The 21,011-nt window shown below is 56.3% G+C and carries 15 protein-coding genes; 7 read left to right on the top strand and 8 right to left on the bottom strand.

The genetic code is table 11. The annotated features are described in order from the left end of the window. Position 1: 1 nt before the first annotated feature. Positions 2-3,214: a reductive dehalogenase gene (locus tag ACR0L3_RS18855; RefSeq protein ID WP_480747321.1), complete on the bottom strand. Its 3,213-nt coding sequence runs from the start codon at positions 3,212-3,214 to the stop codon at positions 2-4. Between the two features lie 75 nt (positions 3,215-3,289). Between ACR0L3_RS18855 and ACR0L3_RS18850 the strand changes: the two genes are divergently transcribed. Next, complete coding sequence (locus ACR0L3_RS18850) at positions 3,290-4,192, top strand: LysR family transcriptional regulator (protein ID WP_480747320.1); 903 nt, start codon at positions 3,290-3,292, stop codon at positions 4,190-4,192. 12 nt (positions 4,193-4,204) lie between these two features. On the opposite strand, the gene ACR0L3_RS18845 is transcribed toward ACR0L3_RS18850, so the two are convergent. From ACR0L3_RS18845 to ACR0L3_RS18835, 3 genes are read right to left on the bottom strand one after another with little or no spacing between them, the layout of a single operon-like run. After that, positions 4,205-5,476, bottom strand: coding sequence for an NAD(P)/FAD-dependent oxidoreductase (locus tag ACR0L3_RS18845; RefSeq protein WP_480747318.1), 1,272 nt, complete (start codon positions 5,474-5,476; stop codon positions 4,205-4,207). Positions 5,477-5,515: 39 nt separating this feature from the next. Then, on the bottom strand, positions 5,516-6,550 hold the full coding sequence (locus ACR0L3_RS18840) for an ACP S-malonyltransferase (protein ID WP_480747317.1): 1,035 nt from the start codon (positions 6,548-6,550) through the stop codon (positions 5,516-5,518). Beyond that, positions 6,547-8,739 (bottom strand): dehydrogenase E1 component subunit alpha/beta, encoded by a 2,193-nt coding sequence (locus ACR0L3_RS18835; protein ID WP_480747315.1) that lies wholly within the window; start codon positions 8,737-8,739, stop codon positions 6,547-6,549. Before ACR0L3_RS18835 ends, ACR0L3_RS18840 begins: the two co-directional genes overlap by 4 nt. Positions 8,740-8,927: 188 nt before the next feature. On the opposite strand from ACR0L3_RS18835, the gene ACR0L3_RS18830 reads away from it, so the two are divergent. Then, the gene (locus ACR0L3_RS18830; RefSeq protein WP_480747314.1) at positions 8,928-9,809 is read left to right on the top strand and encodes a LysR substrate-binding domain-containing protein; all 882 of its coding nucleotides are present in this window, start codon (positions 8,928-8,930) and stop codon (positions 9,807-9,809) included. A gap of 99 nt (positions 9,810-9,908) precedes the next feature. Here the strand turns inward: ACR0L3_RS18830 and ACR0L3_RS18825 are convergent, their stop codons facing one another. Both ACR0L3_RS18825 and ACR0L3_RS18820 read right to left on the bottom strand, forming a co-directional pair. Next, positions 9,909-11,066 carry an acyl-CoA dehydrogenase family protein gene (locus tag ACR0L3_RS18825; protein WP_480747313.1) on the bottom strand — a complete coding sequence of 386 codons (1,158 nt, stop codon included), beginning with the start codon at positions 11,064-11,066 and terminating at the stop codon, positions 9,909-9,911. Positions 11,067-11,172: 106 nt separating this feature from the next. Further along, on the bottom strand, positions 11,173-11,736 hold the full coding sequence (locus ACR0L3_RS18820; protein WP_480747312.1) for a TetR/AcrR family transcriptional regulator: 564 nt from the start codon (positions 11,734-11,736) through the stop codon (positions 11,173-11,175). A 432-nt stretch (positions 11,737-12,168) separates the two neighbouring features. On the opposite strand from ACR0L3_RS18820, the gene ACR0L3_RS18815 reads away from it, so the two are divergent. The 4 genes from ACR0L3_RS18815 (at position 12,169) to ACR0L3_RS18800 (ending at position 19,175) form a co-directional block, all read left to right on the top strand. Then, positions 12,169-14,646: a heavy metal translocating P-type ATPase gene (locus ACR0L3_RS18815; RefSeq protein ID WP_480747311.1), complete on the top strand. Its 2,478-nt coding sequence runs from the start codon at positions 12,169-12,171 to the stop codon at positions 14,644-14,646. After that, on the top strand, positions 14,643-15,032 hold the full coding sequence (gene cueR / locus ACR0L3_RS18810) for a Cu(I)-responsive transcriptional regulator (protein ID WP_480747309.1): 390 nt from the start codon (positions 14,643-14,645) through the stop codon (positions 15,030-15,032). Before ACR0L3_RS18815 ends, cueR begins: the two co-directional genes overlap by 4 nt. Before the next feature lie 98 nt (positions 15,033-15,130). Then, a complete protein-coding gene (locus ACR0L3_RS18805; protein WP_480747308.1) occupies positions 15,131-16,003 on the top strand; it encodes an NAD(P)-dependent oxidoreductase in 873 nt (290 codons plus the stop codon). A gap of 115 nt (positions 16,004-16,118) precedes the next feature. Next, the gene (locus ACR0L3_RS18800) at positions 16,119-19,175 is read left to right on the top strand and encodes an aminotransferase class III-fold pyridoxal phosphate-dependent enzyme (protein WP_480747353.1); all 3,057 of its coding nucleotides are present in this window, start codon (positions 16,119-16,121) and stop codon (positions 19,173-19,175) included. A 52-nt stretch (positions 19,176-19,227) separates the two neighbouring features. Here the strand turns inward: ACR0L3_RS18800 and ACR0L3_RS18795 are convergent, their stop codons facing one another. Beyond that, a complete protein-coding gene (locus ACR0L3_RS18795; protein WP_480747306.1) occupies positions 19,228-19,704 on the bottom strand; it encodes a hypothetical protein in 477 nt (158 codons plus the stop codon). Further along, a complete protein-coding gene (gene hemP / locus ACR0L3_RS18790) occupies positions 19,701-19,868 on the bottom strand; it encodes a hemin uptake protein HemP (RefSeq protein ID WP_170332270.1) in 168 nt (55 codons plus the stop codon). Before hemP ends, ACR0L3_RS18795 begins: the two co-directional genes overlap by 4 nt. Before the next feature lie 225 nt (positions 19,869-20,093). Between hemP and gph the strand changes: the two genes are divergently transcribed. Then, entirely contained in the window at positions 20,094-20,768 is a 675-nt protein-coding gene (gene gph / locus ACR0L3_RS18785; RefSeq protein WP_480747305.1) for a phosphoglycolate phosphatase, read from the top strand. Positions 20,769-21,011 lie beyond the last annotated feature (243 nt).

Here is a 21,011-nt window from a genome sequence, read left to right as displayed (position 1 = left end):
ATCACAGGTCGATCTCGATTACTCCATCGCGCTGCGCTGCGCGGCTTTGGCAAAGGATCATTGCTCCGCTGCGTTGCTTGTTTGAGAGAACAAAATCGCGGTGCTCGACATCGCCGGAAATCACAACGCATTTACAGACCCCGCAGATGCCGTCGGAGCACTTTACGTCCACGTGAACGCCTGCCTCATTCAGCACCTGTGCCGCATCTTTGTCTTCGGGGACAATCAATTCCTGACCCGACTTTGCGAGTTTCAGGGCGAACGGATGGTTCTGATACTGGGGCTGTTCGGGAACCGAAAAATACTCCAGATGCCGCGCGTACTCATGGAAACCTTGCTGTTCGGCCGCCTGAGTGACCCCTACCATGTAGCGATCCGGCCCGCAGGTGTAGACGTGCCAACCGTCCTGATAGCCCGAAAGGATCGCCTCGAAATCAGCGCGCGTATCTTCGTCTGAGAAATGGTAATGTACGCAATCCGCCCAAGGCATGGCAGCCAGATCCCCCAGATACCCCGCATCAGAACGAGTACTGGCTGAATAATGCAACTCGAACGGCTTGCCTAAAGCGTACAATCGATGGGCAAACGCAATCATCGGAGTAATTCCGATACCACCGCCCATCAGGAAAGTCTTGGTCGCAGTCTCGTCCAGCTCAAAATGGTTAATAGGCTTCGAGATGAACACCTTGCGCCCTTCGTTGAAGATACGATGTAACAAAGCCGAACCGCCCCTGCCCTCATCTTCGCGCAGTACACCGATTTGATAGACCGACCGGTTCGATGGGTCACCGGACATAGAATACTGCCGCAGAAATTCCGGTGCGACCAACACATCAAGGTGCGCACCTGCAGTCCAGTCAGGCAGCGGTGCACCGTCCAGAGCGGAGAACTCGTACTTGGTGACGTCCGCAGTCATCTTATCGACTTTGGTAAGTTCAACCCGCATCACCGGCGCATTCCCGGCTATAGTGTAACGGTGGATCACCGACACATCCCCAACGGCCTTACGCGCCTTGTATTCTGCGGCGGTGACCATCGCCTGATAAGCCGCAATCCCGGCTTCGCGGTCCATGGCAAATGGGTAGGGCCACGGATGTGGCGCCAGATAGGCGGGATAAACGGCCAGTGTCTGATCCTCATATTTAAGGTCCAGATCGGTTTGCAGGCCTCGTCGATTCAAAGGGTGTTTCGTCGGGCGATAGGCCCCGTCGGACTGTAGTTCCAGGTCCCACCACCATTTCTTGGTCTCATTCAGCCCGCCATTCCCGACTGCATCGTCCAGCCGTGCCAAAGCAGGTGCAGCCTGCGGAATGTTCATCGCAGCCCAGCGGAAGGGGCGTTCCTTGAAGATACCCTCAAGATTCCACGGACAGGTTTTCATGCAGCGTCCGCACATTGCGCCACCCGGTGTAGTCACACGGTAGGTGGCGCATTTCTGGCTGTCGGATTTCCAGATTTCATATCCGTTGAACATCAATTTCGGCCCGGCAGTGATCGCCCCGGACGGGCATTCGCGCGCGCATTTGTTGCAGCTTTCGCAGAATGTTTGCAGACCGAAATCAATCGGCTTGTCGTGGAACATTGGCATGTCGGTCGTCACCGCACCCGATTTTAGGCGTGGACCAAGGTAAGGGTTCAGAATGACTTCTCCGATCCGGCTGACCTCACCCAATCCCGACAACAACAGCAGCGGGGGCTGCAACACCTCACCATCCATCACCGTATGCGCCCGCGCCTTGTAGCCGAGGTTGCGGATTTGCTGCGCGATTACCCCGCCCAGCAGCGAGAACCGCAGGTAGGCGCGCATCGATTGAGCGACGCTGATCCAGTCGTCGCCGCTGGCGCCCTCCATCGTTTCGTAACCTTGGTCGATGATCATGCTGATGGCCTGATCATGCGGTGGTGTGATTTCTTCCCCTGCCGCGTCATGAGAATACCACGCCCAGTCTGGACACCGGCTGAGGCCCACTGCATCAACGCCAAGAAAATAACTCGCTGCCTTGATATGCGCCGCGTTGCGCGCGGCATCGGTCGGGCCCACAACATCAGCGCTCTCGCCATCTTGCAACAGAACAAACGCACCCAGCGCCCGACGTTGAGCGCTACTGGGGGCCGCCTTTCTTACGTAATACCCGCCCTTGGCCGCGTCTTGCAGCGGTTTGCCCATGTCACCGAACTGGGCACGCGCAAACATGTCGGCGCGTTTGGGAACGCGCGCGACGTTTTCTTCGTCGATATAAGTGGTTGGCGTATCGACGCGTTTTAGTTTCTCAAACGGGTGCGCCCCGTCTACATAACGCCGCTTGGCATAAGGATCGCGGTTCAATGCATTCTTAGCGAACCCCGTTCCTAACCACCAAGCGGGTCCTTGGGTACGGAACCACGGCTGCTGCGACATCGGACGCAGGGACTGATCATGTTCGATCTCCATCTCAGTCGTCACTGCCGCCAGGCCAAATCGTTTGCCCAACCATGGGGCCACGATATCCCTGCCCTCGACCGAGGCCAGACCCGCTGCCACCGCCAGTTTGCCCAGATCAACCTCAGAGGACATCGCTGTATGGGCCCGTGCATCAAAGCCCAGCAAGCGGATATAGTTGGCGATCACCACCGCGTTCTCAGTTGCCAACAGACAAGCGCGATGATCTTGCGCGTCCATGATCCAATCCGAACCGGGTTCGTCAGGGTTTGGATCGCGGTTGTGTTCATAGAGAAAAACGATGGCGTGGCGATGCGTATCCATCGGCTTGGGCTCGGCTTCCATGCTTTCCTTCAGATCGGCCATGATCAGGTCGATCCCAGAGGCCAATGTCTTCGTCTGCCGTGTTTTCAGCGCGTGTGCCAGTCGGTCGATGTCGGGGTTACGGCGAGGTTTGTTGAGCAACGCATCAACGGGCAAGGGACCGCAGCCTATCATCGACGCATCGTTGAAATACCCAAACGCCTTGAGGTGATTTGCGCGTTCCATTCGATCTTCAGGAATTTCCGACATTACGGGATTAACGATCCCATCGCGTATCGTATCCATCATCGCCTGAAACTCACCCATGGCGTTGACGATACTCTCAGGCTGCTGCGGTCGGTTAAAACTCAATTCAGGCATCGGCGCGACCATTGAAAGGTCTGGCATCTGAGGCTGCCGTGCCAATCGTTCCAACGGGTAACGCCCCATATGGACAGGTCTGTTTTTGTCCGAGAAAAATCGGATTCCCATCGCGTGCCTCCTGTATCCAAGTGTCACCTAACGCACCGTGGACAGCAAACCCATTCATGAATAGTCATAGATGGTATGAGAAATATTGATTTCACTGACCTGGACGGCAAGGTTCTGCGTACATTCCTGACGATCCTAGAAGAAAGCTCGGTCTCAAAAGCCGCCGATAGGCTGGGCGTGACTCAATCGGCGATCAGCCACACGCTGGCTAAATTGCGGCAGGTACTGGGTGATCCTCTGTTCGTACGTTCGGGTCAGGGCCTGACACCAACCGAACGCGCCTTATCATTGAAGGAACCCGTGCAGCGTGTTCTGGACGGGATGCGGGCGTTGACCGATGATCGCCCATTCGACCCACAGGCCGAAGAGATCAGCATCCAGATCGCGACCAATGATATGCCACGCGAGCTAATCTTTCCCCCGCTGATGCGCACACTTCGATCCGAGGGCGTACGGTTGCGGCTTGGGTTTATCCCGTCCGGCGTTCCCGATCCTGACCTGTTGCGCAGCGATCGGTGCCAGCTGATGTTCACCCCGCTGCCGCCGGACGGGCCGGATATCTTTCAGAAACGCGTGCTGACCAGTCCGCTTATGATTTATTACGATTCAGACCAGCGCGACCCGCCGGATAGTTGGCAAAACTATTGCAAAACTGAACATGTAGAGGTGCGTTTCGCCGACGGGCGTAGCTCTCGCGTGGTGATACGCGGTGTGGACCAAAGCCAGATCAAGCCGCCCCTCGTAACCCTGCCCCATTTCAACGCGATCCCGTCATTTGTGAAGGGCAGCACCTTGATCTCGACCGACACCGCGCTGATGAAGAAGGGGCCACTGGCCACGCTGGATTACGCACCGCTTCCGTTCAAGTGTGAACCTGTTTCGATCTATATGGTTTGGCATCAACGAATGGCCAACGATCCAGCCCATCGCTGGCTGCGCGCCCGGATTGAGGCCGTCGCTGCTACTTTACAGGAATGACCGAGAAGGCCGTTAGAAACGCGCCGTTAGAAAGTGCGTCAGCGCCGCACCTGTTTCGAAATAAGTGCGCCGCAGTTTGGTCCAACTTTCACGATAATCAGTAACCGATGGAACAGGTAGCAGAGACGGATCATCGTTCAACAGGCTTTCGGCCATTAAACTACCGAAGACAGTACCAGGCCCAATGCCCCTACCAGAATAACCATGCACTGAAAGTGCGTTTTGACCGATCTGCGTAATCTTGGGGATGTGGTCTGCGGTCATGGCAATCCGCCCATGCCAACCCTCAACCAAAGGCTGGTCGGCAAGCTGCGGGAATAGTTCGGTCAGTTTGCGCTTGATCCAGGCCGTGTGGACCGCGCGGCCTGCACGCTCTAGATCGCCCATTGCACCGATGACAAGCCGCCCCTCGGCATCCATGCGGAACGAAGTCATGATGAGACCCGTATCCCAGCAGCCCTCTTTGCCCGGCAGAACGCTCGCCCGCAGGTTCTCGGACAACGGCGCAGTAGCGAACTGAAAGTAGTAGACGGGCACGTAGTCTGGGGCAAAGGTGGGAAGACTTTTATGATAGGCGTTTGTTGCCTGGAGCAACGATTTAGCGCGAACCGTACCGTTACGTGTTTTCGCAGTCCAAACACCGTCGCCGTGTTCAAGGGTTTCGACCGGACACTGGCAAACAACCCGCGCCCCAGCCTCGGACGCGGCGCGTGCCAAACCGGTCACATAGCCCAAAGGCTGAATTGTCCCTGCGCGCGGATCGAACAAAGCACCATGGAATGCCTCGCTTCCAGTACGTTGCGACGCCTGCGCTGCATCCAGCAATTCAACTGGGGCTCCGGTGGCGGTCTGTTGCGTGTGGCGAGATTGTAAATCGCGCAGTCCTGACGCAGAATGCGCGCAGTGCAATGTCCCGTTACGCACCGGTTCGCAATCAATATTGTACCGTTCGATCAGGGCGAAAACATCCGCAGGAGCCTGGGCCAAAAGTGAGACCAACCGATCCCCTACTGCCTCACCCAGATTGGCGCGGATTTCGTCAGGCGGTAACCAAAGCCCGGCATTTACCAGCCCAACATTGCGGCCAGAGCCCCCGAACCCGATTTCACGCGCCTCAAGCAAACACACTGACGCCCCTGCTTTCGCAGCTGCAAGAGCGGCTGAGCAGCCGGTGTAGCCACCGCCGATCACCGCCAGATCAACAGTAACATCGCCGGTTAATGGGCGGTTTCCTACATGCTCGCGGCAGGTTTTCAACCAAAGGGACTGATTGTAGTCGCTCACAGAAGGCTCCTTGAAACTACGCGGATCATCATCACCCGGTCATCCAGTTGCAAGCGACCTTTGATCGTCGCGACCCATCGCAATCAAGAAGGGCTTCTCCTCTTGCTGCGCCTGAAACTCTGCTTTGTCCGAAAGCCCCTTCCAATTGGCCAAAACCAGAGACTGCGCCACCGCTCCACCCAATGTCGCACCCGGACCGGTCACGATGAACAGATCCGGGGCAAATTCACGCGCGGCGGTTTGTATGGCTGTGGTAAAGTCGTAGGCCTCGGTCACCTGATGACCCAGCGTGTAGTCCCACAAAGCCCGTGTATCCGTTGCATCCGGCCACCAGATTTTGCCACGCCCATCTATCAAAGGACGCTCGGGCTGGCCAAACAAGTCTGGACTTAGCCTCGTCCGTCCTTCTGCAGCGACCGGAGCCTGTAAGGACGTGTGGAACGCGGCATGATTTGCCAATCGCATTGGAAACCGCTCTTGAACAACGGGCTGAGACGCTTCGAAAGCTTTCAAGCCCGCCTCGTTCCCGGCAAGAACCAGCATCCCGCCTAGATCAATGGAAAGCGCCAAAACACAACCGTCTGTCGCGTCGATCCGTTCTACATCTGCCAGCAGTTCTGCCTTTCGGGCGACATCATTCTCCCAGTTTTCGCCAACAAACGGGTAAACGAGCTGACCACCGATCAGCTGCTCTTGCATCAAAGTTCCCATAGTGTTCACCACGCGAAACCCGTTTTGGGGGGACAAAGCGCCACCAGCGCCCAGGGCGATGTACCAACCCATCGAGTTCCCCGTCACGGCAACCACTTCTATATCCCCCGCCAGAACCTGGCTATCTGCCAACGAAGCTGCGTAAATCAGCGGTGAGGCGACATCGCCACGCGAGTACTTGCTCATCGTGTAGCGCTGTGCGCTGTCCAATGCGGTCACGGGGTCCTGCCCCAATTCAGCTCGGATTGTGTCGAAGCTGCGGAATAGGTCTATCCGTTGGCCGTGATGGCGGTGGAGATACCCCAGTTCGGGCTTGTTATAAGTACCCCGGCCGGGGCAGATCAGAACGGCGGTTCGGGTCACGTATTGCCTCCGCTCAACTTATGCGCGGCCGCTACGATGCGGTCCTTGGAGGGCAGCGGAGCGGCGTAGGCAGGGCCGGTGGCGATAAAGCTATCCTCTGCCACAACACGCGCGATTGGGGTAGAAGGGCACTCTTCGGCAAAGAATGTCATCAGTGCCTCGGATTGGCTGCCTGTACGGCGGCATTCATCCACGATCAGAACATGTGCGCAGGACTTGGTCGCTTCGCGCAGCGCATCGACTGGCAAAGGCGCTAGCCAGCGCATGTCTATAACGCGCGTTTTCACCCCAGCTGCGACCAATTCAGGTAGCGCTTGTTGCGACAAAAAATGCCCGTTGCCATAGGTCACGATAGCCAGATCAGTGCCGTCTCCATGCACACCAACTTCGCCAAGCGCTATACGTTGATCCGGCGAGGGATAGGTGGTCATCCAGCCACCATCCTGCGCGTCATGCAGATCACGCATCGGATACAGCGCGATAGGTTCCAGAAACACAACCACCCGCTGTTCTTCGCGCGCCAGCCGCACACATTCGCGCAGCATCTGTGCCGCATCCGCGCCAAAAGACGGACAAGCTATGATAACGCCCGGGATGTCGCGCAGCACTGCCAAGGAATTGTCGTTGTGGAAATGACCACCGAACCCTTTCTGGTATCCTAGCCCCGCAATCCGCAGCACCATCGGGTTCGTGAACTGCCCGTTCGAGAAAAACGGCAGCGTCGCGGCCTCACCCCTGATCTGATCTTCGGCATTGTGTAGATAAGCGAGAAACTGGATTTCCGGGATCGGTATGAACCCGTTGTGCCCCATGCCAATCGCCAATCCCAAAATGGATTGTTCATCCAGCAGGGTGTCGATCACCCGGTCCGGTCCAAAACGTTGTTGAAGCTTTTGAGTGACGCCATATACGCCACCCTTTCGCCCCACGTCCTCGCCCATGCAGATAATCTCACTGTGTTCCAGCATCAGATCAGTCAAAGTCCAATTGATCAGCCTGCTCATAGGCTGAGGCTCGTTCATTGCGCGAAGGTCACTGCCAAATGCGTTGGCGCGCGCTTCGGCGCTGGGGCCATTGGTGGGTTTGCAATTGCGTTTCGGCGGGATCAAACTTGCCATCACTTCAGACGCACTGTTCAGATGTGGTCGCGTTGCGGCCTCGGCAGCAATTCGATCTGTGCGAGCGCAAGTTTCCTTGTAGATTTTCAACGCCTGATCTGGTGCCAAGGCGCCCGATTGATCCAACAAGCGCACAGTATGTAACAGAGGATCGTTTGCCTCATCAGCCTCGACCTCGGCCTTTGGAAGATAAGTGGTTGGAACATCAGCGCCTGCGTGACCGTATAAACGCACAGTCTTCAAATGCAGAAAAGCGGGTTTGCGACGGGTGCGCACATATTCGACAGCTTCTTTTGAAACGGCATAAGTCTCGTAAATATCCAAACCGTTGGCTTGGAAATACTTGATGCCCGGACGATGCTCCATCGACGCCTGAATCCAACCTTTCGGCGTTTTGACCGAGATACCAATCCCATTGTCCTCGCACACAAACAACAGAGGCAGCGGCGTCAACTGCACACTGGTCCATCCAGCCGTGTTAATCGCCCCCTGCGCGGTAGAATGGTTGGCCGAGGCATCCCCGAAAGAGCAAACCGCGATGCCGTCCTCGGGCAACTCGCGATGTTCTGGGTCATGTCGCCGGGCCAAGCCCAGACTGTAAGCCGCGCCAACTGCCTTGGGCAGGTGGCTTGCGATCGTTGAAGTTTGTGGTGGGATCGTCAGCACTTTGGACCCCAGTACCTTGTGGCGACCGCCCGATGTCGGGTCTTCTTTCGAACATGCAAAGCTTAGCAGCATGTCCCATGCGATCTGCTGGCCTGGCACCTGTTCAGCCCTGGCAATTTGGAATGCCGCGTCGCGGTAATGCAAGAATGCGATATCTGTTGGGCGCAACGCATGAGCAACCGCAGCCATCCCTTCATGCCCAGACGACCCGATCGTATAGAAGCCCTGTCCAGCCTTCTGCATCGCGCGGCTGGTGCGGTCGAGCGCCCGGCTTAAAACCTGAGATCGAAATAATGAAACCGCGTCGCTGTTGGGCAAACCCGGCCACGGCGCTGAACCGTCTGGGAAATCGCGTTTTGCAACGCGGTTCAGGAAATTTTCGTGAACGATCTGAGCGCGATCCATAGCCTGTTCTCTGATCCTTTGTGATGATTGTCCGGCGACAACGCAAACGCGGAACGCCCCATTTTTGCAAGCTTTAGCGACCAGAGGCAAAACAAAGCTACATACCGCTGAAAAACCTAGTTTTGTATCGGGCTGGTGCCCGGCAAATGCCAGTGATATTCCATTCGAAAGGTATGAGGATTTGTCATATGATTGCCCCGCGTCGGTTTTTGCCTTCCATCCCCTCTTTACAAGCGCTAGAGGCCGTCGACCGCCTTGGTAGCGCCTCAGCCGCCGCCGAAGAGCTCTCGCTGACGCAAAGCGCGATTAGTCGGCAGCTGAAGTCGATGGAAGAACAACTTGGCGTCAATCTGATTCAACGCAACCAGATGCGGCTGCACTTGACGCCTGCAGCCAAGGAATACGTTCAAGTTGCCCGTAACGCTCTAAATCAATTGGCGCAGGCTTCGTTGAAGCTCAAAGCCAACCCGACTGGTGGATCGCTGAATTTGTCTATCCTACCCGCCTTCGGCATGCACTGGCTGGCCCCTCGACTGCGAGATTTCGCGCGCCAACACCCCGAAGTCACCGTCAACCTAAACACACGCCTACGCCCATTTGATTTCGAAGCCAATCAATTCGACGCCGCAATCCACTTTGGCCGACGCGATTGGGCTGGCGTAAACTATCTGCCCATAATGCGCGAAGATGTACTGCCCGTGTGTGCCCCCAGTTTGTTACCTGCAAATGCCGATGATATTGGATGGCTGACTCAGGCTCCGTTACTGCATCTGGAAACACGACCCGACGCCTGGGAAAGATGGTTCGCGGCCCAAGGCCACGAGGTCACCGGAATTCAGGGCATGCTTTTCGATCAATTTTCGACGATGGGTCAGGCGACCATTCACGGTCTTGGCGTCGCTTTACTGCCCAGCTACCTGATTGAAGCGGACCTTAAAGCTGGAAGGTTGGTTCCGGCTTGGGATGGCCCAGGCGTAAGCCTTGGGGAATTCTTCCTCGTTTGGCCACAATCCCGCGCGGAATCTGAGCCGCTAAAATCGTTCCGAGCTTGGTTGCAGAACCAAATTTAGTACGCGCATCTTGGATATGCCCTGAAACGTCCGCTTGGCCCAACTGGAGGAACTGGTTCGTGGAAACATTAATGTCGGGCAGGAGAGCCTCTGGTCTGATTACGTGTCCAAAGATCGCGCGATGAGTTCCTTCATGATTTCATTCGTACCGCCATAGATCATCTGCACCCGCGCATCTGCATAAAGTCGTGCTATCGGATACTCCATCATGAAACCATAGCCGCCAAACAACTGTAGGCATTCATGCATTATCTCATTCTGCACTTCTGAGCCCCAGTATTTCGCCATCGACGCCGCCGCTGCATCCAGCGTTCCCGCCTCAAGCCGCGCGATGCAGTCATTGACGAAACTGCGCAGAACTTCGGCCTTGGTTTTGCATTCCGCCAGCTTGAACCGCGTGTTCTGAAAATCCATCACCCGCTGACCAAAGGCTTTGCGTTCTTGCGTGTATTTCACCGTCTCAGCAATGGCGAAATCAATCGCGCCCAGCGCACCGATACCGATGGTCAGACGCTCCCACGGCAATTGAGCCATCATTTGGTAGAAGCCCTGCCCTTCTTCCGCCCCCAAAAGATTGGTCATTGGGACTTTAACATCTTCAAAGAACAGCTCGGCGGTGTCATTGGCCTTCATACCCAATTTCTTGAGGTTGCGTCCCTTGCGGAACCCCTCTGCGCCATCGGTTTCAACGGCAACCAGAGAAACACCTTTTGATCCAAGGGCCTTGTCTGTCTTGCAAGCTACAAGAATCAGATCCGCAGTTTGGCCGTTTGTAATGAAAATCTTAGACCCATTTAACCGGTAAGAGTTTCCATCCCTCTCTGCAGTTGTTCGAATGGACTGTACGTCAGACCCTGTTCCGGGTTCAGTCATTGCCAGCGCACCGACCATTTCACCCGAGGCCAGTTTGGGCAGCCACTTCTGCTTTTGGTCTTCGCTGCCATAGGCGTTGATGTAGTGGGTAACTATGGATTGAATTGCATAGCCCCAACCAGAATCTCCATGCGAACACTGTGCGTAAATCGTGACCGCATCGAAGCCTATCCCACCCCCTACGCCGCCATAAGCATCGGGGATCGCACCGGCCATCAGTCCCATCTCGCCAGCCTTACGCCACATGTCGCGATCCACAACGCCGTTTTCGTTCCAGCGGTCGATATTCGGGACCAGTTCATCCTCCATGAACCGGTTCGCCATATCAGAAAACATCTGGTGTTCTTCGGTCACCCAACTTGCAGTCGAGGTAAACAGCGACATACAACATCCTCCCCGTACTTCTTGCCGTTCAGGTTAGCGCGGGAGGTTTCCGTTTCCAATCAGACGCAGGCTTCACAACGTAACGTCTTTTTCGCCCCAAGCCCATTCAGCTCAGCGCGGCGTCCAGCAAAAGCTGCGCAGCCGCCTTGGCTTCGCGTGCGGGCTCACAGGATTTCAGGAACACTGCTGTCACAATTGCCCCTTCCTGCAACAACAATAGCTGGCACGCCAGACGTTCTGGCGCAGGTGCACCAGCCTCACGTGCCAGATTCGTAAAGTGATCTAACATGATCTGCTTATGCGCGGCCGATTGCTTGTGGATCGGGTGATCCTTCTCCTGAAACTCAGCACCGGCCTTAATGAACGTGCAACCGCGAAACTCTTTCTGTTGGACCCAATCGCCCAGCGCATCAAAGCTGGCGAGCAGTTGCCCGGCCGGGCTATCAGACATAGCGCTGATACGGCTAAAGAGGTCGTCGCGAAACCTCTCGTCCTGCAACTTTAGGGCGGCCAGGATCAAATCGTCCTTGGTTCGGAAATGCTTGTACATCGAGGTTTTCGAGACACCCGTTTCAACCACCAACTTATCCATTCCAGTGGCGTGAAACCCATCGCGGTAAAAAACCTGCAAGGCTTTGCGAACCAGTTCATCTCGTTTGTTTGGGCGCATTTACGGGCTCCTGAGTGTACTGATCAGTACATAGTGCTCAATCCTCCAAACGACAACCGCAATTGGAATTTGCTCAACTTTCAAAATAAGTCTTGCAATAGTTTACAGATCGGTACACATACGACAAAAGATGTACCGATCTGTTAACTTTGGAGCTGTCAGATGAGACGCCATTCCAGCCTTTTCTCCCCTCGGTACGTCCCCGTTCTGTTGGCCATAGCTATGATTGCTGCAACGTTGGCTTGATAGGCCACGCGATATGCTCCCGTCTGTGCGCGCCTCTCAGCCTGCAAAATGCGGGTCACTCATACTGGATCGAACCTCAAACGACCGACAGACAGCCGAATTAAAAAGAAATCCGCGCCGCCCCCTTGACCTTCCTGTGACTGGAACCCTCATTTGAGAGGCGAAGTAGCAAACAAGGTGAGTCGAATGACCGCGCCGCATACAACTCAGTTGAAAATTTCTGGCATGGGATGTGCCTCATGCGTCGGGCGGGTGGAAACGGCTCTGCGCGACGTGCCGGGGGTGTCCGACGCCTCAGTGAATTTTGCGACCGAGACGGCTCAGGTGACCTATGAAGGAAAGGTCAGCGCGGTGACGGACGCCCTGTCCCATGCTGGCTACCCAGCGGAACTCCTGCAAACAACACTGAATATTCGCGGCATGAACTGCGCCTCATGCGTTTCAAAAATCGAGCGCACGATGACCGCCGACTCGGCGGTCGTTGAGGCAGAGGTCAACTTTGCAAACGAAAGCGCAAGGATCACCTATGTTGCCGGTGCGACGGACCCGCAGGCTCTGGCACAACTCTGCACGGCCTCTGGATACCCGGCGCGTGTTGCGGACACGGCAGGTTTGCAGACCGACCGGACCAAAACGGACGAAGCCAAGGCTCTGACCTACGCGACCGCATTTGCCGCTGTGCTGGCCCTGCCGATTTTCGTATTAGAGATGGGCGGGCATATGATCCCGGCCTTCCACCACTGGATTCATGCAACTATCGGCACGCAGTCCAGCCATCTGATTCAATTCGCACTGACCTCGGTTCTGTTGCTGGGACCGGGTCGGGTGTTTTACGCTAAAGGCATCCCGTCTCTGCTGCGCTGGTCGCCGGACATGAACGCGCTGGTCGCCTTGGGAACAGGTGCAGCCTATTTGTTTTCGGTCATCGCTACATTCGCACCGCAGGTTTTACCGCAAGGCAGCGCCAATGTGTATTACGAGGCCGCCTCGGTCATCGTAGTGCTCATTCTACTGGGTCGAGTGATGGAAGCCCGCGCCAAAGGCCGTACCGGGGCGGCAATCCGCAAACTGATGGGCTTGCAGCCCAAAACCGCGCGAGTTGAGACGGATGGTAAGTTCATCGATCGTCCGATTGCCGAAATTTCAACTGGGGACATCCTGCAAATCCGCCCGGGTGAAAAGGTCCCGGTGGATGGCGATGTCCTTGAAGGCACCTCCTACGTTGATGAAAGCATGATCACTGGCGAACCTGTGCCGGTGGGCAAGGAGTCAGAGGATCAAGTTGTTGGTGGCACGGTGAACGGCACCGGTTCCTTACGCATACGCGCAACGCGTGTTGGCTCCGATACTGTATTGGCGCAGGTCATCCGAATGGTGGAACAGGCGCAGGGCGCTAAGCTGCCAATTCAAGGGTTGGTGGACCGGATCACTGCTTGGTTCGTTCCTGCGGTCATTGCAGTCGCACTACTGACGATCGTGGTGTGGCTTGTCTTTGGCCAAGAGCCTGCTTTGCCTATGGCATTGGTTACCGGTGTCTCGGTTTTGATCATCGCCTGTCCGTGTGCGATGGGGCTGGCAACACCGACCTCGATCATGGTCGGCACTGGGCGTGCTGCCGAGCTGGGCGTGTTGTTCCGCAAGGGTGATGCGCTTCAACAATTGCAACAGGCCAAGGTCATCGCATTCGACAAGACCGGGACTTTGACGATGGGGCAGCCCGAGCTTGACTCTACCACAACGGCAAACGGCTTTGACCGAGACGTTGTACTGCGGTTGGCTGCCGCGGTTGAGGCGCATTCAGAACACCCGATTGCCACCGCAATCGCCCGCGCGGGCCCGGCCGAACTGCCCGGTTTGTCAGATTTTGAGTCCCTCACCGGATTGGGCGTGCGCGCGAAGGTTGAAGGCCGTGACGTTTTGATCGGCTCACCTCGCCTAATGGCGCAGAACGGCATCGAATTGGGGGATCTGAAAGCGGAAGCCGAACGGCGCGCCAACGAAGGAGCAACGCCATTGTTCGTCGCCGTCGACGGACAGGCAGCAGCGATGCTTGCCGTATCTGACCCTGTAAAACCCGGAACGCAGCAGGCGTTGGATCGGCTGCACGAAATGGGGCTGACGCTGGCGATTGTGACCGGTGACAATACCCGCACTGCAAAGGCGCTGGCGGCAAGGCTGGGCATTGACCATGTCACCGCCGAGGTTCTGCCCGACGGCAAGCTGTCTGCAATCAATGGGCTGCGTGACAAGTTCGGAACGCTGGCCTTTGTAGGCGACGGAATCAATGACGCCCCCGCGCTGGCTGCAGCGGATATCGGTGTGGCCATAGGCACCGGAACCGACGTGGCGATCGAGACGGCGGATGTCGTGCTGATGTCTGGTGATCTGCGGGGCGTTGTAAATGCCGTCGAAATCAGCCGCCGCACTATGCGCAATATCCGACAGAATCTTGGCTGGGCCTTTGGCTATAATATCCTGCTTATCCCGGTCGCTGCAGGCGTTTTATACCCATTTAGCGGCCACCTCCTGTCTCCCGCGCTTGCTGCCGGTGCGATGGCTTTGTCCAGTGTCTTTGTTGTATCAAACGCCCTGCGCCTACGCCGGGTTCGCGCAAGCTTGCCAGAGAGGCTGCAAAAACACACAAACCAAACGGTGACGACATGAATATCGGAGACGTCGCAACCCGAACCGGCCTGCCTGCCAAGACAATCCGTTATTACGAAGATATCAAGCTGATCAAACCGCTGCGCGACGACAATGGCTATCGCCGATTTCGCGAAAGCGATGTGCACAAGCTGAACTTCTTGGGACGCGCCCGTGCCTTGGGTTTCACGATTGAGGACTGTCGCACATTGATGGCGCTATACGAGGATGAGACCCGTGCCAGTTCTGACGTAAAGAAGGTTGCCAGGGCGCATTTGGTACAGATCGAGGCCAAGATCGATGATCTGAAGTCGATGCGCGACACGCTGGGCCATCTGATCGACGCCTGTGCCGGAGATGACCGGCCCGATTGCCCGATCCTGCAAGATTTGGGGGGCAAAGACTGACGCGGGGTTGCCCTTTTGGCGCAGCTTTGCTTTGTCTCTGCTAAACATTCCAGCCAGCCGATAGGGATAGGCGCTGGACAGCGGAGAGGATCACCAAAATGGCAAAAGTCGCGTTTCTGGGTCTGGGTGTTATGGGCTATCCCATGGCCGGCCATCTGCAGGCTGCCGGTCACCACGTCACGGTCTACAACCGCACCACAGCCAAGGCCGAAGCTTGGGTTGCCCAGCATGGCGGCGCAATGGCAGAGACCCCGGCCGAAGCCGCAAAGGACTGCGAAGTCGTTTTTGCATGCGTCGGGAATGACGATGACCTTCGCATGGTCTGCATCGGCGACAATGGCGCGTTTCAAGGCATGTCAGAGGGCACGATTTTCGTCGACCACACAACTGTTTCGGCAAAAGTAACGCGTGAACTTTATCAGGTGGGTGGGTCTCAAGTCATTGCGTTTATAGACGCCCCGATTTCAGGCGGTCAGGCTGGGGCTGAGAACGGCGTACTGTCGATCATGTGCGGCGGTGATCAGGCCGCGTATGACGCTGCCGAGCCGATCATGCAGGTTTACTCTAAAATCTGCCGCCGGATCGGAGATAGCGGCGCCGGGCAAATGACCAAAATGTGCAATCAGATTGCTATTGCTGGTCTGGTGCAAGGCCTCAGCGAAGCGTTGCATTTCGCTGAAAAAGCTGGGCTGGATGGCAGGTCGGTTGTCGAGGTCATCAGCCAAGGGGCGGCTGGCAGTTGGCAAATGGCGAACCGCTATGAAACCATGCTGGACGATCATTTCGATCACGGTTTCGCAGTGGACTGGATGCGCAAGGACTTGGGGATTTGTCTGGCGACCGCCAATGAAACCGGGGCATCTCTGCCGGTGACGGCACTGGTTGATCAGTTTTACAAGGATGTGCAAAAGCAGGGTGGCGGCCGGTGGGACACATCCTCGTTGATCAAACGGTTGCGTGCGCTGGGCTGATTGAAGAAGGGGGCTTTATGCCCCCTCTTGGCCCAAGGTGCTAAGTCACCCGCGAGGAAATTTTTGCCAGATGAAGGGGCCCCGGTGACAGAAGAACGGGGGTCGAGTGAACAAAATGACGGAATTCTGGGCAACCGCCTTACGCACACATTGGGCGTTGGACGCCAAGCTGACGCGGCTGGATGGTGAGTATGACTTGAACTTCATGGTTCGGGCCACCAACGGTCAGGACTATGTCCTAAAAGTGATGCGCGCGGGATGTGAACCGGAACTCGTCGACCTTCAGATCAGGGCGCTGGCCCATATCGCAGCCGAAGCGCCAGGGTTACCGTTTCCTCAGGTGTACCCGGACCTGAATGGTGCATTGCTGCCCGAAATCGCCGACCCTGACGGCCAGAAGCGGCTGGCGTGGCTGCTTGAATGCCTGCCGGGGCAGTGTTACGCGAACACCGCGCCCAAATCCGAAGAATTGATCCTTAAACTGGGTCGTGTTCTGGGCGCGACTGACAAAGCATTAGAGCGGTTTGCCCATGACGGCTTGCATCGTGCCGAGTTCAAGTGGGACCTTGCTCACGCGGGATGGATAGCCGATCGCTTGAATGTGGTTTCCGATCCTGGCCGTCAGGCCTTGCTTTCCGAAATTTGCGAGGGGTTCGAGGCGATCTCGGACACTTTGGCAGCGTTGCCAAAGCAAGCCATACATAACGACATTAATGACTACAATATTCTGATTGAAGGCGACTTGGGTCAGCGTCAAAGCGTTTCGGGACTGATTGATCTGGGAGACATGTGCGCCGCCCCGCGGGTGTGCGAACTGGCAATTGCGGGGGCTTACATCGTTCTGGATCACCCTAAACCCGAACGCGCGCTGGCAGCATTGGTGCGCGGCTATCATGCCGCCAACAGGTTGCGCGCGGATGAGGTTGACCTGATTTGGCCATTACTGCGGATGCGGCTGGCGGTCTCTGTTGTGAACTCAACCCTGATGGCAACAGAGAATCCAGACGATCCCTATGTGACCATCAGTCATGCCCCGGCATGGCGGTTCCTTGAAAACACAAGCGTAAATGGCGAGTTGATGTCAGCGCGCCTGCGTACGGCCTGTCATTTGCCTGTCACAGACGGGGCCGAGCGCATCAATGCGTACCTTTCCGAACATCGCGGCCAGTTCGCTCCGATGTTTAATCAGGATCTCGGCGATGTTCCAATGGGGTCACTGTCCGTTGAAAATTCGACATGGCCACAAAACCCATTCCACATGCCCCTGGAAGTAGCCGCACGCGTAGGTGAAGAGTTTGGCGAAGGTCTGTGGCTGGGGTATTACAACGAACCGCGCCTGATCTATGCTGAGCCCGGCTTTCGCAAAGGCCCCTGGAAAGCCTCGGACAGACGCACAGTGCACTTGGCGGTGGACGCGTTCGCCCCCGCAGGCACCGTGCTGCACGCGCCGATCAGCGCGCGTGTTGAAGCCGTCGAAAACCGAGACGCGCATTTGGACTATGGCGGCGTGGTGATCCTGCACCATGAAACACCCGAGGGAGATCCTTTCTATACCCTCTATGGTCATCTGGACCCCGAGGTTTGTGACCGGCTGAAACCGGGCGATCCAGTGGCGCAAGGCGCTGCCTTTGCCCGGTTGGGTAACGCCAATCAGAACGGCGGTTGGGCCCCGCATGTGCATTTCCAACTTGCCCTGACTACCGACGGGATGAAGACCAACTGGCCCGGCGTCGGTGACCCGGATGAGATGGAGCTGTGGCATGCCGTCTGTCCCAATCCAGCAGCGTTGCTAAACCTACCAGACGAAAAAGTGTTCTACAGCCCGACTAACAAGCAGGCGATCCTGCAAGGACGGCGCGACCATTTCGGCGGCAACCTTAGCCTGACCTATGACGATCCGGTCATGCTGGTGCGCGGTTGGAAACATCACCTATTCGACGAATGGGGCCGCCCTTACTTGGACGCGTACAACAATGTTCCACATGTGGGGCACGCACATCCGCGCATTCAAGCAGTGGCGGCGGATCAGCTAAAGCGGATGAATTCAAACACCCGCTATTTGCATCCGGCCCAGACGGCCTTTGCTAACAAGATTCTGTCAAAACTGCCGGATCATTTCGAGGTTTGTTTCTTCGTCAATTCGGGCACCGAAGCCAATGAACTGGCCCTGAGGCTGGCCCGTGCACATACCGGGGCCAAAGGCATAGTGACACCGGATCACGGCTATCACGGCAACACCAATGCGGCCGTCGCAATCTCGGCATACAAGTTCAACAAACCGGGTGGCATCGGTCAGGCCGATTGGGTCGAGCTGGTTGAGGTCGCCGACGACTATCGCGGGTCGTTCAAACGGGATGATCCAAACCGCGCCCAGAAATATGCTGATCTGGTGGACCCAGCGATTGCTGCACTTCAGGACAAAGGTCAGGGTGTGGCGGGTTTTATCGCCGAGACGTTCCCCTCGGTCGGTGGGCAGATCATTCCACCCAAAGGTTATTTGCCTGCAGTTTATGAGAAAATCCGGGCTGCTGGCGGTGTCTGTATTGCAGACGAAGTACAGACCGGTTTGGGCCGTCTGGGAGAATACTACTTCGGCTTTGAACATCAGGGAGCGCTGCCAGATATCGTTGTTATGGGCAAACCCATTGGCAACGGGCACCCGCTGGGTGTGCTCGTCACAACTAAGGAAATCGCCGGCAGTTTTGACAACGGGATCGAGTTCTTTTCGACTTTCGGTGGCTCTACCCTGTCCTGCCGGATCGGCAAAGAGGTTCTGGACATCGTCGACGACGAAGGCCTGCAGGAGAACGCCCGAGACATGGGTGCTCGTCTGATGAGCGGCTTGCGCCAGATTGAATCCGATTTCGGATGCGTTGGGGACGTGCGCGGTATTGGCTTGTTTTTAGGGGTAGAATTGATCAACCCAGATGGTTCCGAAGGCACCGAGATCTGCAAATACGTCAAGAACCGAATGCGCGACCACCGCATTCTAATCGGCAGCGAGGGGCCAAAGGACAACATCCTGAAAATCCGCCCACCATTGACGATTGAAGCTGAAGACGTGGACATGATCCTTTGGACATTGCGCGATGTCCTGACCGAGGTAGGCGATTATGCCCCTGCCCCAGTCTGCGATCATGACCATCATCACGCAGGGTGCGGATGCTGCTAGCGTAAAAAAACCCGGCACGAAGAAGGAGCCGGAGTTTTTTTAGGCGCGCTACTTAATGCAGCACGGCCGCTGGGGATTGATGCCCGGTTGAAGGCAAAGGGATAGACGCTGTCATACGACGCAGCGCAAACCCCAGTTCTTCGGACAATGAGGCAAGCGCCGGGGCAAAATCCGGTCTAACGATCAACGACGCCATCATCATCGCATCCTCGCGTGCACCTTCCGAGGCTGCCGCAATCATTTGCGCGAAACAATTTTCGTCGGCACCCAGGCAGGAACAACCAAGCCCGTGGCGGATTAAAGGGCGACGCCCGTGATGCGCACAGAGCGAGCACAGACGGTCCAACGTCATCATTGCGGCGCGGCCATGCTCTAACCCTAACGCAAGCTCAAAGTCACTGGCAGCGTCCGCCCGGCCCTGCGCCCCGTCTCCCCACAGCCGTAAATACATCACGGCTCCGGCCTCGATGGGATCAAGGTCTGCCAGGCGGCCAACGGCTGCCCCACCACGAGAGGTACGCGCGTTCATTTGGTCAGGATCAGCTTACCGGCACGGGTAATACGCAGCGTGTACAACTGGTCGCCCAGCTCGATATGCGCCAGATTTCCGCCCTTGGTCAGATCTTCGGCCTTGTGGGCCGGAAGCATAGATACTGCGTAGGACTGGCTGGGATTCGGGTTCTGCATATTCATCAGGACAACTCCAGAGGTCTTGGGCGAAATGCCTTAATCTGATCGCGGTTTTCTTTGTTCTGGCTGACCCAAACAGGGGGTTGGCTGACGACTTCATGCATAATCTGATAAATTTAGTCAGGTATGTCAACACCCGTTCTTTCTAATTCTCAAAGCTGACGTGATTGTGCGAAGAATCCAGGCGGGTTAGGAGTTTCCCCAGAACTGCGACTAAAGGAGCAAACAATGAGTGCGACAATCATGTTCGATCTAGACGGAACGCTGGTTGACAGCCTCCCGGACATAGCCGCAGCCGTAAACAGGATGCTAAAGGAAACCAGTGTCGCACCGCTTCCCGAGGAACAAATCAAGCAGTTCGTGGGCTATGGTTTGCCCAAGTTAGTGGAACGCGTGATCCGTCACTGCGATTTGCCAATGGAACGCCATGCTGAACTGTTGCAAAAGACGCTGAATCACTACAATACCGCCTCCGACGACAAAACCGTTGTATATCCCGGCGTCCTGCAGGCGTTGGAAGAGTTGCGTGACAATGGCTGTGTTTTAGGTGTCTGCACAAACAAACCCGAAGCCCCTGCACGCCATGTGTTAGAGGCGTTAGGCTTAGCCACACACTTTGCCATTGTCATCGGTGGAGACAGCCTAAACACCCGCAAACCTGATCCGGCCCATCTTGAGGCCAGCTTTGCCGCTGTCACTGCTGCTGGCCCGCGCTTGTTTGTGGGCGACAGTGAGGTTGACGCTGAAACTGCCCAGCGTGCGCAGGTGCCTTTTTTGCTATTCACCGAGGGTTACCGAAAATCACCGGTCACCGAAATTCCGCACACGGTCAACTATAATGACCCAACGGAATTGCCAGCGCTTGTCGCTTCGATCCTGAATTCGGTGGAACAACGTGCATAACAGCCGGATTTAGACCAATTGCTTGGAGTAATTCCCGGCGGTTGCTGAGGGGCCGGCAGAGGGGGTAAGTAGCCAGCCCCTCACAGGGGAAAAGTGATATCGTCCGAGGTAACCCTTTCGATAAATCACAGTTAACGAATCGGTTTGGAATTCGATATTGGGGGTTTCCCGTAGCCCCGCAGATATCGTTGAAATCAAAGTGTATTTTTTACCACTTCTGACCGCCTATGGTCTTTTCCGCGC

The sequence above is a fragment of the Ruegeria sp. CK1 genome, assembly GCF_056536545.1.
This window is presented reverse-complemented; position numbering and strand designations above follow the sequence as displayed.

Coding starts and splice junctions, on each gene's coding strand:
- cueR (WP_480747309.1), top strand. CDS start 14,643: ATGAATATCGGAGACGTCGCAACCCGAACCGGCCTGCCTGCCAAGACA.
- gph (WP_480747305.1), top strand. CDS start 20,094: ATGAGTGCGACAATCATGTTCGATCTAGACGGAACGCTGGTTGACAGC.
- ACR0L3_RS18815 (WP_480747311.1), top strand. CDS start 12,169: ATGACCGCGCCGCATACAACTCAGTTGAAAATTTCTGGCATGGGATGT.
- ACR0L3_RS18805 (WP_480747308.1), top strand. CDS start 15,131: ATGGCAAAAGTCGCGTTTCTGGGTCTGGGTGTTATGGGCTATCCCATG.
- ACR0L3_RS18820 (WP_480747312.1), bottom strand. CDS start 11,736: ATGCGCCCAAACAAACGAGATGAACTGGTTCGCAAAGCCTTGCAGGTT.
- ACR0L3_RS18795 (WP_480747306.1), bottom strand. CDS start 19,704: ATGAACGCGCGTACCTCTCGTGGTGGGGCAGCCGTTGGCCGCCTGGCA.
- ACR0L3_RS18850 (WP_480747320.1), top strand. CDS start 3,290: ATGAGAAATATTGATTTCACTGACCTGGACGGCAAGGTTCTGCGTACA.
- hemP (WP_170332270.1), bottom strand. CDS start 19,868: ATGAATATGCAGAACCCGAATCCCAGCCAGTCCTACGCAGTATCTATG.
- ACR0L3_RS18800 (WP_480747353.1), top strand. CDS start 16,119: ATGACGGAATTCTGGGCAACCGCCTTACGCACACATTGGGCGTTGGAC.
- ACR0L3_RS18855 (WP_480747321.1), bottom strand. CDS start 3,214: ATGGGAATCCGATTTTTCTCGGACAAAAACAGACCTGTCCATATGGGG.
- ACR0L3_RS18825 (WP_480747313.1), bottom strand. CDS start 11,066: ATGTCGCTGTTTACCTCGACTGCAAGTTGGGTGACCGAAGAACACCAG.
- ACR0L3_RS18835 (WP_480747315.1), bottom strand. CDS start 8,739: ATGGATCGCGCTCAGATCGTTCACGAAAATTTCCTGAACCGCGTTGCA.
- ACR0L3_RS18830 (WP_480747314.1), top strand. CDS start 8,928: ATGATTGCCCCGCGTCGGTTTTTGCCTTCCATCCCCTCTTTACAAGCG.